Raw genomic sequence first — 15,375 nt, forward strand, 5'->3', positions numbered from 1 at the left:
TTCCATCGAGCAAAATCCTTACTTATGACCGGATCATAATATTGGTTTGATTTTTATGCAATGGAAGAATGTAGGGAAATAAATAGCTGCACAATGTGGGGGGCAAAAACCGTGGAAACCGCTCGCAAAACGCAAATTTATTTAAGGGTTTGTCGAATGGCGCCATGCTAATACGACCTACAAAATTTGTATTTCTCAGAATTGTGAATCACATTGTTAATGACATGATTTAAATCATCTTTATTGTGCTATTTTTTAGATTGTTATCGACTTTAACCACGGATTTAGCGGGCCATGAGCAACAAACTGGAACAGTTTATTCAGCAGGCAGTGAGCGCAGTTCCTATTAGTGGAACGTCGCTGATTGTCTCTTTGTACGGGGATGCGCTGGCGCATCGCGGCGGTGAAATCTGGCTTGGCAGTCTGGCGACGATGCTGGAATCACTGGGCTTTGGTGACCGTTTTGTACGAACGTCGCTGTTCAGACTCAATAAAGAGGGCTGGCTTGATGTGGAGCGCGTTGGACGGCGCAGCTTTTATCGCCTGACCGAAATGGGGCAGCGTATGACTCGCCGGGCAGAAGCTAAAATTTATCGTGCCGGGCAACCGGAATGGGACGGTAAATGGCTGCTGTTGCTCTCTGAAGGTCTGGAGAAAAATACGCTACAACAGGTGAAGAAGCAGCTTATCTGGCAAGGGTTTGGCACGCTTGCGCCGAGCCTGATGGCGTCGCCCTCGCAAAACCTGGCGGATGTACAAAGCTTGCTGCATGAGGCGGGAGTGTCAGATAACGTCATGTGTTTTGAAGCTTCTTCCCCGCTTCAGGCTTCGAAAACTGCCCTTAAAGCGCGCGTCGAAGAGTGCTGGTTGCTGACTGACAAAAACGAACGCTACGGCGAGTTTATCAACTCGTTCCGTCCTTTGCTGCCGTTGCTGCGAGAGGCCGATGAAAGCGAGTTGACGCCGCTACGCTGCTTCCAGATTCAGCTTTTGCTTATTCACTTCTACCGCCGCGTGGTGCTGAAAGACCCTCTGTTGCCTGATGAATTGCTGCCGCCGCACTGGCAAGGACAAAGCGCCCGCCAGTTGTGCATTAATATCTATCAACGGGTTTGTGCAGGCGCGTTAGCGTTTGTCACTGAGCATGGTGAAACTTCAGTGGGCGATTTGCCGCAGCCGGGCAGCGGTTATTTCCAACGTTTTGGTGGACTCACACTGAGTCCGTAAGGAGAGATTATGCCGATATATCAAATTGACGGGCTGACGCCTGTCGTCCCCGAAGATAGTTATGTGCACCCAACGGCGGTACTGATCGGCGATGTGGTGCTCGGTCATCGTGTTTATATCGGGCCAAATGCCAGCTTGCGCGGTGACTTTGGGCGCATCATCGTTAAAGATGGGGCGAACGTGCAGGATAACTGTGTGATGCACGGTTTCCCGGAACAGGACACGGTGGTTGAGGAAGACGGGCACATCGGCCACGGTGCGATTCTGCACGGCTGCTTAATTGGCAAGAATGCGCTGGTCGGAATGAATGCCGTGATTCTGGATGGCGCGCAAATCGGGGAGAACAGTATTGTCGGGGCCGCTGCGTTTGTGAAAGCCAGGGCTGAGTTTGGTGCCAGGCAAATGATCCTCGGTAGCCCGGCGAAGTTTGTCCGTGAATTACGCCCCGATGAACTCGAATGGAAGAAAAAAGGCACGCGTGAATATCAGGATTTAGTGATTCGCTGCCAGCAAACCATGCATCAGGTGGAGCCGCTGCGCGAAGTCGAAGCGGGTCGCGGTGAGAAAACCATGAGCAGTGTTTACCAACCAAAATTGCACAAGTGATTGGGCTAAGGGGAAGTGGTAAAAATCCCCTTACTGCCAGCGCTTACGATATTCCCCCGGCGACACACCGAAACGCAGCTTAAAGGCTGTGGAGAAGTGACTGTGATCCGTAAACCCCCAGTGGTAGCCAATTCCTGCTAATTTTTCTGAGCTGTTCGCCGTGCGTAATGCCTGAGCGCAGAGATCCAGACGACGATTTTTGATGTACTGCGCCACAACTAAACCTTTGTCGGCAAACATGCGATAAAGGCTGCGCACGGACATTCCTGCTTCGCTGGCGATCCACTCCGGGCGCAGGTCTTCAGACTGAATATTGTTATCAATCAAACCCATCACCCGGTCTAATTGCTTTTCGCGTTTTGACGGCACCGCGTCACGCACCTGCAACACCGGGCGCAACAGGCAAATAATCGCTTCCAGTGCCGCCTCACTTTCACCGACGTTAAGCGTTGGGTTCTTCATGCTTTCATGCAGCAGACGCTGGCTCATTTTCACCACCGGCATCCCGGCATCTAAGCGTTGCGCGCATGGGATAACACCGGTGCGCAGGTTTTGCTCAAGCAAATGGCGCGGCACCAGAAGGGAAATTTGTCTCGCGGTTTGCGAATAGGTAAAGCGGCTGGGACGGGAGGCATCAATCAGGGTGATATCACCCCGGCGCATCAACGCCTGGCTCTCGCCTTGTTCCATCACGGCTTCGCCATCGAGCTGAAATACCGTGTAAAACCAGGCGTCGTTGCCACCGTCGATTTCACGTTGAGTGCGGAGCAAGCGGGCATGGGCAATGTTGACCATGCTGAGTTTCATGGCGTTGGCGTGGTATTCCTGCAAGCTGCCATGGAAACCTTCGGCCAAAAATTGCCCGGAGAATTGGCCGCAAGCGCGGTTGATATTTCCAAGCCAGCGATCAAAACGTTCGTTAGTTTGCGATTGTGCCATTGCTTACCTCACCAACTGCTTAAGTGTTAATTCATTGTTACAGCTTGCGCGATACGGGAGAAGAGCTTCGCGTCTGGTATAGGAATTCACTATAGATAATTCCCGCATCAAAACGGCGAGCTTTGTCGCCAAATGCGTGTGCTGTCACAGGGAACAAAGCAATTGTCAGGCAGAGAAAAACCTTTTCTGCGGCGTGACTCTAGACTTCTGGCAGGGCTTTTCGCCATGACGATAATAAGGAGAAACTATGTCTGCAAATACAGTTGCTGTTCTCGAGTCGGTTCAACGCTTTCTGGCACGCCACCATGGGTTGTACATCAACGGAAGCTGGCAGCCTTCAGCGTCGTCAACGCGCCTGAGCGTGTTTAACCCGGCTGACGGACTGCAAGTATCCAGCAGTGCAGATGCCAACGAAGCCGATGTCGATAAAGCCGTCGCGTCAGCCTGGCGGGCATTTACCAGCGGGGTATGGGCGAATATGCTGCCTGCCGCGCGTGAGAAAATCCTGCTGAAGTTTGCCGATCTCGTTGAGCAAAACAGCGAAGAACTGGCGCAGCTTGAAACGCTGGAGCAGGGCAAATCGATTAACATTTCTCGGGCGTTTGAAGTTGGCTGCGCGCTGAACTGGATGCGTTATACCGCAGGGCTTACCACCAAAATCAGCGGGCGCACGCTGGACGTGTCGATTCCAATGCCGGAAGGGGCGCGTTATCAGGCCTGGACGCGCAAAGAGCCGGTTGGCGTGGTGGCGGGTATTGTGCCGTGGAATTTCCCGCTGCTGATTGGCATGTGGAAAGTGATGCCCGCGCTGGCGGCGGGGTGTTCGATTGTGGTGAAACCCTCGGAAACGACACCGCTCACGCTGTTACGGGTGGCGGAATTAGCCAGTGAAGCGGGTGTACCAGATGGAGTGTTTAACGTTGTTACCGGGAGCGGTGCGGTCTGCGGGCGGGCGCTCACGGAACATCCTCTGGTCGCTAAAGTGAGTTTTACGGGATCGACGGCTACCGGGAAAGGTATTGCGCGTGCCGCGGCAGACCGTTTAACGCGTGTTACGCTCGAGTTGGGCGGTAAAAACCCGGCCATTGTGCTCAAAGATGCCGATCCGGCGATGGTAATTGAAGGCCTGATGGCGGGAAGTTTCCTGAATCAGGGGCAAGTGTGTGCGGCAAGTTCACGTATTTATATTGAGTCACCGCTGTTTGATTCTCTGGTGAGCGGCTTTGAGCAGGCGGTGAAATCCCTGTCTGTGGGCGCGGGAATGGATACCAACACGCATATCAATCCGCTGGTTTCACGCGCGCACCAGCAAAAAGTCGCCAGTTATCTGGATGATGCACAACGAAATCATGCCGAGCTGATTACTGGCAATAACGGGCCAACCGGTGGGGGATATTACGTGACGCCAACGCTTGTGGTGAACCCGGCGGCGGAGCTACGTCTTAATCATGAAGAGGTGTTTGGCCCGGTGGTCAATCTGGTGCGGGTCAAAGACGCAGAGGAGGCGCTCCGCCTTGCCAATGACACGGAGTATGGTCTGACGGCCAGTTTGTGGACCCGCGACCTACAGGCGGCGATGAGTTACACCTCGCGCATTCAGGCTGGCACCGTTTGGGTGAACAGCCACACATTGATTGACGCCAATATGCCGTTTGGTGGGATGAAACAATCGGGTTCCGGTAGAGATTTTGGCCCGGATTGGCTGGACGCTTACACCGAAACAAAATCAATTTGTGTACGCTATTAATTAATTACCCCGGGTCCTTCCGGGGTGAATTTATACCAGGCGTAATCTTAATGGTAGTGGTGGTGATGCCATCCGTGGTGACGGCCACCATCGTGATATATACATCCTGAAAGACTCATAACAATTACTATACTGCTGATAATCAATGCAAATTTCTTCATGTGTTCATACCGCTTTTCACTGTGAATATTGCATTTGATTATCGGTTTATATAAATCCGGAACAACCAGAATAAACTCAAATTTCCGGCCTTCACATTTTCCTCAATATTGCTCAATTATTATCCTGGATAATACCATTAATATATTCCTCTATATTAATGGTATTGCGTTAACCGTTATTCCAGCGATGTTTAATGTAACTGACCGCTTCCTGCGTTTGTGGTTGGTTGAGATAATTCTCCCGGAACAAAATTGTGCCGTTGATGTTCGGAAGAGACTCATTTAAATCGAGCTGTTTTTTTAGTTCAGGCACACCGCCATTGACCGTCCAGTCTGGTTCATTTTTTGATGACTCACCGACTTTATAAAACGCCACGCCAATATAAAGACGAGTGTTGGTCGGTTTCACCACATCAGCCCACCATTTTGCCAGCACATCATAACGCGCAGCTTTACGCGAGAAGGGCCAGTAGACCTGCGGGGCGATGTAATCCAGCAGCCCTTTTTGCACCCACAGACGCGTATCGGCATAGGCTTCATCATAAGCCGCCGCACCAGAGGTTTCGGAACCTGCCGGATCGTGTGAACGGTTGCGCCAGACGCCTGCGGGGCTTACTCCAAATTCGACGTTGGGATTTAACTGTTTGATAGTCCGGGAAACTTGTTCAATTAACAGCTGTGTATTGTGCCTGCGCCAGTCTGCTTTAGACGCGAAACCCTGACCATATTTCTGGAAAGTCTGGCTGTCATTGAGCGTCGCCCCTGGCGATTCAGTATAGAAATAGTCATCAAACTGAACGCCATCAACAGGATAGCGCTTAACAACTTCTGCAACGACACTGGTTATCCAGTCCCTGGCTTCAGGGATGCCAGGGTCCACGACATAGCGATCGCTTGCCGTGCGAATCCAGTCGCGATGCAGCACAAATACGCTTGGTGGCTGGTTTGATAAAGTGTTGTTGAGTTCCGCGACGGTTGAGGCTTTGGTGTTGGTCGAAACACGATAGGGGTTAAACCACGCATGGACTTTCATGCCGCGCTTGTGCGCTTCATCAAGCATAAATTGCAACGGATCGTAGCCGGGATCTTCGCCAATTTTGCCGGTTAATGTATCTGACCACGGCAAAATCTGTGATGGCCACAGCGCGGTACCATCCGGTTTCACCTGGAAAAATACCGTGTTGACCCCGAGGGTTTTAAGCTTATCGAGCTTGTCGGTTAATGCTTTTTGTTGCTGGCTAATTCGGTTTGCAGGACTGGCATTCACGGAGGCGATAGGCGGCCAGTCAAGACGTGAAACGGTTGCCAGCCAGACGCCACGCATCGGTTCTTTATTAAGCTGAGATTTCCCCGGTAAGGGCTGTTTTGTTACCGGGGGAAAAGGCGTGACCAAAGATTGCGGCGGTTTCGATGAACAACCCGCAAGTAAAAGAGCAAACGCAACGAGCGTTCCTGTTCGTTTAACCGTTAACTTCATCGTATCCAGGCTCTTTTAAGGCGTTATTAATGCATGGCCTGCAAGATTATCAGTAAATAAAGAGGGTGTCAGTACTCCTTAAACGCCAGCTCCAGTCGGGCGATCAGCGGCTTGAACAAGTAACTTAAGAATGTTCGCTCCCCGGTTTTTATCGTTACGCTTGCGGGCATACCGGCTTTAATTTTGTAATCGCCAAGCAACTGTACGCCTTCTCGTGAAACCTGGACTTCCGCGAGGTAGTAGGGCTGTTGCGTGACTTCATCCATTAAACGGTCAGCCGAAATAGTCAGGACGCGAGCCGGAACCGACGGCAATAAAGCATGGTTGAGGGCAGGGAATAACACATCCACTATTAGCCCTGGCGCCATTTTATCAATCGCATGTACCGGGATTTTGGCATCTATTTGCAGAGGTTGCCCGGCGGCGACAATATCCATTAAATGTTCACCCGGCTGGATAATTCCGCCGACGGTACTGACTTTAACATCCAGAACAATGCCATTAATCGGCGAGCGGATTTCGGTGTTATCCAGTTCATGCCGTGTCGATACCAATTCATCTTCCAGCATCGCGACTTCTTTTTGTTTATCCGATAACTCGGACTCAACTTCGCGCAGGTATTGATGGCGTACTTGATAGGCTTTGATTTTTAGCTCGTTTTGCTGGGATTTTAGTTTGGCAATATTCAGAATGTCTTCGGAAACACTACTGGATATTTCAGCCGCTTCACGTTCAAGCACCAGTAATTGTGCTTTTGGGTAGTAGTTTTTTTCACTGAGCGCTCTGATGGCCCCCAGTTCGCGGCTGATCAGTGTGAATTGGTGATCGCGGAATCCTTTTATTTTATTCAGGTTTTCGGTTTGCCCCACCAGGCCGTCGAGTGTTTCCTGAATCATTGATAATTCGTCCTGGATGGTTTTCCGGCGCGTATCGAATAGCTTTTCCTGGAGATTTCTTGCATCCGCCAGGCGTTTATTATCGGCAAACTGTTTCGTCAGGCTCGCATCGAAAGCGATAGTTTCCAGACCGTCCCTTTCCGCCAGCAAACGGTCTTCATTGCTTTTGGCTGAGATATATTGCGCGTTTAACGCACTGAAACGCATGTCGAGTTGCATTTTGTCCAGGCGCACTAATATCTGATTTTTTTGGACCGCATCTCCCTCTTTAATAAAGATGTCGGTCACTCGACCACCGCTCAGGTGTTGGATTGTTTTACGGTTGCTTGAAACGGTGACGGTGCCGTCAGCAACGACGCCAGCGTCCAGCGGTGCCTGTACCGCCCACAATAAGAACCCTCCAACGCCTATGACTATCACAATAATCCCGCGCAGAATCGGGGGCCAAATTTGAGTATCCACGCTGCCGGAACCGTCTGTTTCAGGGTTATTTTTGTTCTTTTTCATTTTCTGTCAGGCCTCACGTTGCTGAACATTCGCCGCTGAAGCAGGAGTGGCTACCGGTTTTAATATGTTGGCTTGTCGCAAATTCGCGAAGACCTGATCGCGGGTGCCGAACTCCTGCACGGCCCCCTCGTTGAGAAGTAAGACTTTGTTGACCACGCCGAGCAGTGTTGGGCGGTGAGAGATAATGACGGTGGTTTGCCCTTGCGTGCGCAGCGTATTAATGGCCTTCACAAGGGCAAATTCACCGGCATCGTCGAGGTTGGCGTTGGGTTCATCGAGGACGATAAATGCCGGGTTGTTGTAAACCGCACGCGCAAGCCCAATACGCTGGCGCTGCCCGCCGGAGAGTTGATGCCCGCCCGCGCCCAGTGGCGTGTCGTAACCTTGTGGGAGGCGTAAAATCATGTCGTGCACGCCTGCCAGTACCGCGGCTTCGACGATGAGCGTGCTGTCATTGTTGGAAAAGCGGGAGATGTTTTGCGCGATGCTGCCATCAAATAATTCAACATCTTGCGGCAGATAGCCCATGGATGGGCCAAGCAGTTCTTTATCCCACTGGCAAATGTCCGCTCCGTCCAGGCGAACTTTGCCGGATAACGGTTTCCAGACCCCAACCAGAAGTTTGGCGAGCGAAGTTTTGCCGGAAGCCGATGGGCCGATGATGCCCAACACTTCGCCTTTTTCGAGTTGGAATGAAATATTACGCAGCAGCGGAGCATGCTGGCCGGGCGCTGCGGCAAAGACACTTTCAACGCTGATATTGCCCTTTGGGCGCGGCAGCGTAAGGACTTCTTTCGCCGCCGGATATTCTTTCAGCAGTGTGGATATCTGGTGCCACGCGCTACGAAACTGCACGAATTGTTTCCAGCTACCAATGATTTGTTCTACTGGATTTAACACTCGCCCAAGAATAATGGAGGCGGCAATCATTAACCCCGGAGTAATTTGCCCCCCGATCACCAGTAATGCCCCAGCCCCGAGTGCAACGGATTGCAGTAATACCCGCACAAAGCGGCTCAAACTGCTTAAATTCGCGTTTTTGTCGGCAATCTGGGTTTGTAGAATCAATACCTTGCTGTGCTGTTCCTGCCAGTTAAGTTTCAGGGTGGAAAGCATGCCCATGGCTTCAATCGTGTCGGAGTTTTGCAGTTGTTTATTGAGTTTTGTGGCGTTATTAATGGTTAATGCGTGGGCTTGCTGGATAGGGCGTTTGGTTGAGAATTCAGAAACCAGCGTCAGAATAAAGAGTATTAATATCCCGGCCAGAGAGAGGTATCCCAATAGCGGGTGGACAAGAAAAGCCATGAATAAATAAACTGGCGTCCAGGGGATATCCAGTAATGCAAATAAACTGCTACCGGAAAGAAACTGGCGAATTTGATCCAGTTCTGCCAGTGACTGCGCAGGGTTATTTTCGCCAGTGGCGACCTTACGTTTAAAGGCGGCATTAAAGACTAGCTGGCTTAATTTAACATCCAGGCGATTACCGAGTCTTATCATGACGCTGGAACGCGCGGATTCAATCATCGCAATCACGATGTAAATGCCGACAATCAATAACGTTAACATCAGTAAAGTGGTGGTATTTTTGCTAACCAGAACACGGTCATAGACCTGCAACATATAGATTGCCGGCGCCAGCATAAGCATATTAATCACACAACTAAAAAACAGCAGCATAATAAAGGTGGGTTTCATTCCCTTTAATGCATCCTTCAGTTCTGTTGGCGTATGCTGGCGCGACATGGTATTCCCCTTACGCGATGAGTGAGTTATTGCCGTTGTTAGCGGCAAACGGTGTCGGTATTTCCAGTACAAAATCACCAATATTGACGGTGGTAGAGTTAACGCCGACTAAAGTAATGGTATCCGCGCCGATGGTAACGGTGGTGTTACCACCGCTGCCGCCAATCGCGACGTTGCTGGCGAAGGTACTCGACGTAATGCCCAGCAGACTCAAATCGAGGTAATCCTGTCCGCCTGTCGCATTGCTATCGAACCCGTTAATGCGGTCTTGCCCGAAGCTTGCGCTAAAGGCGAAGATGTCATTTCCGGTGCCGCCGTCCATGATGTCATTGCCTGCCTGACCATTGAGTCTGTCATTGCCTGTGCCACCGGAAAGGGTATCCACACCCGCGCCGCCGAAGAGAACGTCATCGCCAATCCCGCCTTGCAGATTATCAACACCATCGCCGCCATCGAGGGTGTCATTTCCTGATCCCCCCACCAGTTGGTCGTTTCCTCCCATGCCAGACAGCGTGTCGTTACCATTGCCACCGGTCATAAGGTTGGCCGTCGCATTCCCGATGCCGACGAAATTGCCCTGGCCGGTGAAGACCAGTTGCTCCACGTTTTCGGTCATGGTGTAGCTATTGAGGCTGGTTTCGACGATTTCCGTCCCGCCATTAAGTGCCTCGACGACGATATCACCCGCGTTATCAACGATGTAGGTGTCGTTGCCGTCACCGCCTGCCATGGTGTCGGCACCCTGGCCACCATCGAGGTCGTCGTCACCCGCATCACCTTGCAGAGTGTCGTTTCCTGTGCCGCCGGAAAGGGTGTCACTCCCGGTTCCGCCGACTAACAGGTCGTCACCCGCGCCGCCATTAAGGGTGTCGTTGCCACCTTCACCGCGCAGAATGTCGCTCCACGCCGTTCCGGTGAGGACGTTACCGGTATTTGTGCCCGTGATGAGGTCGCCAACAGGTTGAGTTGTCGTCGAAGTCAGAACGACAGGCGGGTTGCCTTCATCATCAATGACGGTGACAACGACCTGTATGGTTCTGCCCACCATGGCCTGCGTCGGGGTGTAAGTTGCCGCGGTAGCGCCGACAATGTTGGTGAAACCAGTTCCGTTGCTCATTCTCCATTGGTAGCTAAAGTTACCGCCGCTCAAGCCATCAGCATCCGCGATACCGGAGACTACCGCCGTCAGCACCAGGCTTTCGGTCGGCGTTGCGTCGCTTATCACCGGAGCCCCGGTGGTCGGCATATTGCGTGGGACAACCGCCTGAGTTTGGCCCGAAACTAATCTTTCGGCATCACCCATACGGTCGTTGAACGTGGCGACAACGCGCACTGGCGCACCCTGAATCGTGCCCGGTACTCTGAACTCCTCGCCGACGGACTGATCCCGCCATTCACCGCCAATCAGCGCCTGCCAGGTCAGCGTTATAGCGACGTCTGCGGCCAGCCCGTTACCATCATGCAAATCGGCAATGTTGACGCGCAGAAGATCGCCCACCTGAGGCGTTGCGCTACTGACGGAGAGATTGCCCGTGGCCTGTTGCGCCGTGACCCAGAGCTGTTCACCGCTGCCAAACTCCAGTTTTTCGATGTTCAGCAAGCGGTCGATACCATCATCCAGATTCAATGCGGCATCCGGTGTGGCGTGGTCAACTCTGAGGCTGCCGTCCTGCATACGGGTAAAGACATAGTTGCTGCTGATATCGCGATAAACCGCGACGTCAGTTTCTGTGCCATCACCTTCATGCAAGATTTCACGCACGATCGCGAGTTGGTCGGGTTTTAAGGTGCCAGCCAGCATGTAAGATTTCAGCTCGTTCATGCTGTCGACACTGGTGATACCCGGCAATCCCGTGACTGCGATGCGCACGTTCAACCACGCGTCACCATCAATAATGTCATTGCCTGCTTTACCGGTAATGCGGTCGCTCCCGCCGCCACCGAGTAAAATATCGCTGCCATCATCCGGGTTTAACAACACCGCGTTAGGGTCTGCGGAGTGCGCAACGCCGAGGATGTCCTGAAGCCCGGTGATCCTGTCAGCACCTTCCTGGGTGAGATTATTAGAGAGGGGAGTTCCCAGAACCGGCGCGGTTCCGAGAGGTTGTTCGGTGCCAACTAACACATCGTTATATTTCCATCCCGATAACCCTTCAACCAGGTCGAAACGGTCGCGCAGGATGAACTCCTGTTGGTTGACGAAAATCGGAATGCCGAGGTCAGAGTTAGCGCCGTGCGGGTCGCCTTTGTGGATGGCCCAGTCGAAACCGGCCATGCCATTGTTGCGCTGAATACCCGCCCCCTGAACCATGATGTCGTCGCCCGCTTCGCCATCGTAGTCCGTATCGTTACCCTGGCCGTTGAGCACGTCGTGGCCGACAATGGTGCTGTTGAAGAACAGTTCGGAGTTTTCACCCGTTAACGAGTCAAACCCGTCACCGCCTTCCAGCCAGTCGTCACCTTCGTTGCCAAGCAGGGCGTCAGCGCCCGATCCGCCCAGCACAAAGTCATTGTCCCGCCCAGCAAACACTTCCTGGGCATCTTCGCCGACAACCACAAAATCACTGCCGGTGCCGCCGAAGACCAGGTCGTTACCGTTCCCGGAGAAGATCACGTCATTACCCGCATCACCATGCAGGAAATCGGCATCACCAACTGGTGTTCCGGTGTCGGTAATAATGTCATCGCCGTCACCGCCGTGGACCACATCAGCCTCGTCGCCACCATCAAGGCGGTCGTCGCCACCGTCGCCCCACAGGCTGTCGATACCTTTACCGCCAATTAGCGTATCGTTCCCGGCGGAACCGCCGAGCACCACATGACCATCTCCGGTGTATTTAAGATATGCGCCGTCAGCCGCGCCATCGCCGTCCACATCCTGAGTGGCCGCACGCCGCGTCATCAACGGAGTGAGCAAATCCTTGAGCGGATTTCCCCATTTCGGGTCGACTTCTGTTTGCAGCGCCTGGTTCACTTCGAAAATGTGATCCGGGGTCTGGAACAAGTTAGCAGGCAGGTGCGAGGAACCGTTTTCGCCCAGGTCACTGTTACGCATCACCAGAGCGGAGAACGAGTTCGCTTCCAGTTCATTGAGCATATTCATTCCTTGAACACGGCTCAGGTAGTAGAAACGGTCGCCGTCTTGCAGCATTTCCATCTGCGTTTCAAAGACGAAGTTGAAGGTCGAACCGAGCATGCCGCCAAACTCGTTTTTGCGCTCCGCAAGGCCGCCAATCCAGAAATCGACCATATTCAGGCCGCTCTCTTTTGTCGCCCAGGCGCCGGTGCTGTTGAAGAAATCAAGCGCGTCGGCAGGCGGCGCGTTAACCCCATCGCCGAACAGTAGGAAATTCACCGCATCGCGTTTCCCTTCAATCGTGGAGGCGGCCAGAATCAGCTCGTGTTGGCCATAGGCGGCCATAAAGTTAATGATGGACGCCGGGTTTTTGAGGTAAGTCGTAAAATCAGACCAGCTGGTATAAGGCCGTAGTTCACTGTTTCCGCTTAATTCAAAGAACTGCTCGCGAGCCTGGTTCAGCGTCGGCATTGCCGTATCACGGCCACGGGCAATGTTCAGCGCACCTAAATCCAGCGGCAGTCCGATCAGGTTGTTACGCAGGGCATCGGTAATAAATTCATCAATTTCGTTACCGACTTGACGCGTCATACCTCGCACAATCGCGCCGATTGCCTGCTCATCCGTGACGTTGGCACCGTTAATTTCATTAAATGCGACCGGATTGAGGAACGCTTCAATCAGGCCGATATCGCCGTTTTCCATATCAATATCGGTACGGGCGACGGTTTCTGTCAGCATCGAGTGGCCAAAACGGTAAACCACATGCGCGAACTCAGCGAAGATTAGCGGGTTGATATCCGCGCTGTTGGAGAAGACAAACGGGTCGACTGCGGGTTGCACCGTGCGGGCGAACTCTTCGAAGACCAGGTGTTGATACTGCATTTCGGTAGTAAAGCGGCCCGCCTGGAATAAGTATTCGCCGTTCCACACCAGGGTACTGGTATCGGCTGGCAGTTCGGTTATCTGGTGCGAAGGCATCAGCCATTGATTGATTAGGCTGATATCACCGGTTTCCAGTAGGGTCGTTTTGTACTCTTCCACCAGGCGGTTGTGTTCGCTGTGGAAGACGGCGTGTACCGCGGTTAGCCCGATGTTTTCATTACCGCGTCCGTCGCCGGTGATGAAGTGGCGATCGAGTAATTCGTCATCGTAAGTTCCAGCGGGTTGAGCGCCACCGATCACATCATCGTCATCGGCAACCAGGCCGGCTTTTGGTGCAGCGGTATGGGCAATGTCGTCGAGGAAAGCGTGTCCGGTGCGCAGCGTTCCGGCAGGTAAAAAATCACCGTTAGCTTCAACTAGCCCAGCAGTGGTCACAATCTGCACTTTGCCGTTGTCACTTAAGATTAAATTGCCGTAACGGTCGGTGGCCAACAGCGGAACATTGAACACATCCTGATCGGTGAGTTTGATACCGAGCAGAGTTTCAGCCTGGTTTTTGACATCGGCCCAGGTCGCCAGTCCGCCATTCGCACCGCCTAATAAATTGCCGGTGGGTTCAGGCTTGCCATCGATCATGACGTATTCGCGAATGAATATTTGATGTGAAGGGTGGGAAGTGTAAGTTTGGTTTTGATCGATGAATGGGGTAGTGAGGTTTACCGTTTCATGATTGGCATCTACTTTTGCCCGGGTTAATACCATAAAGTTGGTCGTTGACCCTTCCACATATAAGGGGTCATCGGGTTGCAACGGAATAAATACAATGCCGTTTCCCTCCTTAGGTATTAAATCCAGACCATGGTCAAAGAATTGCCCGAATAACGTCATCCAGCCGTTAAAAGCAGGGGAAAGGCCGACATCTGGCGACAGGTTAGGAATCGACAAGCTGCCATTTGCCGATGTCGTTCCACCTCCTGGGGCATCTTGCAGGCCGTTATGCGCGTCGACCGCTGCCGGGTTAGACGCGGTTTGATCCGATATTAAGTTACTGATAATTCGCGGGTCTGCATCGACAACCATCCCACCGAGCTGGGTATAACTGGTCATCGCATCCGCATCTTGCCAGTTTAATGCGGTTAACCTTGGCATATTTTGATCGGCGGCACCGTAGAGTTCCTGGCCCGGCAGAAGGTTATTCCACGAGCCATCGACGGTACGTATCCCGTAAGGAAGTAACGGGCTGGAAACTAAATCACGAAGTGCATCGCCATTAATACTGCCGTCCGGGTTTGTCGCTGCTTCAGATATTTTTATCTGCTTGAGAATAAAAGCAAGATCGTGCAGCGTGACAGTAAAGTCATATTGTGAGGCCATAAATAATTACCCCTATCTTTACTTTGAACTAGCTATCATCACTCGTTCCTGTCATTTTCAAAAAAGGCAGGAGAATGAACCGTGTGTATTGAAAGAAATTATCGAGTTGCAATAAAGCAACCAAGGTCCATTTTTATTTAATTTAAATTGTGCACTACCTTTTTAGAGTTATTCTCCTTGCGTAAATCCTTAGCGGAATAAGTTTAATTTCACTCGTAAAGATAATTGTTGGTCATTTACAGGCGGCCTTAGCCCATTGAATGTGTAGATGCATTCAAGGCAAGGGGCTTTAAATATAAGCGTGCTATTTATTTGTCTGAGGTGTTTATCTCACATGACACTCTGGTTATGTTCCTAACTATGGTTTTTCTTTGTGTTACTTCTCTCATGCTTTTTTATTACCAATAAAATAAATCTGTAACTAATTTGTCATGCTTTATACATAAAACGGGACTTTTATCAGGTACCAGGCCGATATAAAGTGAGTAAATGATAAATAAAATAGGTCTGCGGATTATTTTTTTGTGAACTATCTGACTGATAAATATGGATTGTTCTATTGAGGGGCAGGGTGAGTTTATTGCGCCAAATGCATAAAACTCACAAATAAGAAGGGTTCTCATTAGCTATAGAGAGGAGGGCTTATTTTCATTTCTTTACGTTACTATTTAACTTTAAGCCTAAATTACCGTTTTCGGATTTCAGCAATTTAGGCGATAGCAACGAAAAGGTTA

General features: G+C 51.6%; 8 protein-coding genes. 3 read left to right on the forward strand and 5 right to left on the reverse strand.

The features are described 5' to 3' along the window. Positions 1-294 precede the first annotated feature (294 nt). Both paaX and paaY read left to right on the forward strand, forming a co-directional pair. A complete protein-coding gene (paaX, locus tag M2371_RS05560; RefSeq protein WP_172894251.1) occupies positions 295-1,227 on the forward strand; it encodes a phenylacetic acid degradation operon negative regulatory protein PaaX in 933 nt (310 codons plus the stop codon). A gap of 9 nt (positions 1,228-1,236) precedes the next feature. Further along, on the forward strand, positions 1,237-1,833 hold the full coding sequence (gene paaY, locus M2371_RS05565; RefSeq protein ID WP_259267104.1) for a phenylacetic acid degradation protein PaaY: 597 nt from the start codon (positions 1,237-1,239) through the stop codon (positions 1,831-1,833). Between the two features lie 30 nt (positions 1,834-1,863). Here the strand turns inward: paaY and feaR are convergent, their stop codons facing one another. Next, positions 1,864-2,772: a transcriptional regulator FeaR gene (gene feaR, locus M2371_RS05570; RefSeq protein ID WP_259267105.1), complete on the reverse strand. Its 909-nt coding sequence runs from the start codon at positions 2,770-2,772 to the stop codon at positions 1,864-1,866. Between the two features lie 247 nt (positions 2,773-3,019). Between feaR and M2371_RS05575 the strand changes: the two genes are divergently transcribed. Then, positions 3,020-4,519, forward strand: a complete 1,500-nt coding sequence (locus M2371_RS05575; RefSeq protein ID WP_259267106.1) for an aldehyde dehydrogenase family protein — start codon at positions 3,020-3,022, stop codon at positions 4,517-4,519. Between the two features lie 330 nt (positions 4,520-4,849). On the opposite strand, the gene M2371_RS05580 is transcribed toward M2371_RS05575, so the two are convergent. The 4 genes from M2371_RS05580 to M2371_RS05595 all read right to left on the reverse strand — a co-directional run bounded on the left by M2371_RS05580 (position 4,850) and on the right by M2371_RS05595 (position 14,641). Then, on the reverse strand, positions 4,850-6,157 hold the full coding sequence (locus M2371_RS05580; protein WP_259267107.1) for a glycoside hydrolase family 10 protein: 1,308 nt from the start codon (positions 6,155-6,157) through the stop codon (positions 4,850-4,852). Positions 6,158-6,225: 68 nt separating this feature from the next. After that, on the reverse strand, positions 6,226-7,560 hold the full coding sequence (locus M2371_RS05585) for an HlyD family type I secretion periplasmic adaptor subunit (RefSeq protein WP_259267108.1): 1,335 nt from the start codon (positions 7,558-7,560) through the stop codon (positions 6,226-6,228). A gap of 6 nt (positions 7,561-7,566) precedes the next feature. Next, positions 7,567-9,306 carry a type I secretion system permease/ATPase gene (locus tag M2371_RS05590; RefSeq protein WP_259267109.1) on the reverse strand — a complete coding sequence of 580 codons (1,740 nt, stop codon included), beginning with the start codon at positions 9,304-9,306 and terminating at the stop codon, positions 7,567-7,569. Positions 9,307-9,316: 10 nt separating this feature from the next. After that, positions 9,317-14,641, reverse strand: coding sequence for a peroxidase family protein (locus M2371_RS05595; protein WP_259267110.1), 5,325 nt, complete (start codon positions 14,639-14,641; stop codon positions 9,317-9,319). Positions 14,642-15,375 lie beyond the last annotated feature (734 nt).

It is taken from the genome of Buttiauxella sp. BIGb0471, assembly GCF_024807715.1.
Classification (GTDB): Bacteria; Pseudomonadota; Gammaproteobacteria; order Enterobacterales; family Enterobacteriaceae; genus Buttiauxella; species Buttiauxella agrestis.

Bases quoted from the DNA above. Each gene is read 5' to 3' on its own strand.
- paaX (WP_172894251.1), top strand. From the start codon at position 295: ATGAGCAACAAACTGGAACAGTTTATTCAGCAGGCAGTGAGCGCAGTT.
- feaR (WP_259267105.1), bottom strand. From the start codon at position 2,772: ATGGCACAATCGCAAACTAACGAACGTTTTGATCGCTGGCTTGGAAAT.
- M2371_RS05595 (WP_259267110.1), bottom strand. From the start codon at position 14,641: ATGGCCTCACAATATGACTTTACTGTCACGCTGCACGATCTTGCTTTT.
- M2371_RS05580 (WP_259267107.1), bottom strand. From the start codon at position 6,157: ATGAAGTTAACGGTTAAACGAACAGGAACGCTCGTTGCGTTTGCTCTT.
- M2371_RS05575 (WP_259267106.1), top strand. From the start codon at position 3,020: ATGTCTGCAAATACAGTTGCTGTTCTCGAGTCGGTTCAACGCTTTCTG.
- M2371_RS05590 (WP_259267109.1), bottom strand. From the start codon at position 9,306: ATGTCGCGCCAGCATACGCCAACAGAACTGAAGGATGCATTAAAGGGA.
- M2371_RS05585 (WP_259267108.1), bottom strand. From the start codon at position 7,560: ATGAAAAAGAACAAAAATAACCCTGAAACAGACGGTTCCGGCAGCGTG.
- paaY (WP_259267104.1), top strand. From the start codon at position 1,237: ATGCCGATATATCAAATTGACGGGCTGACGCCTGTCGTCCCCGAAGAT.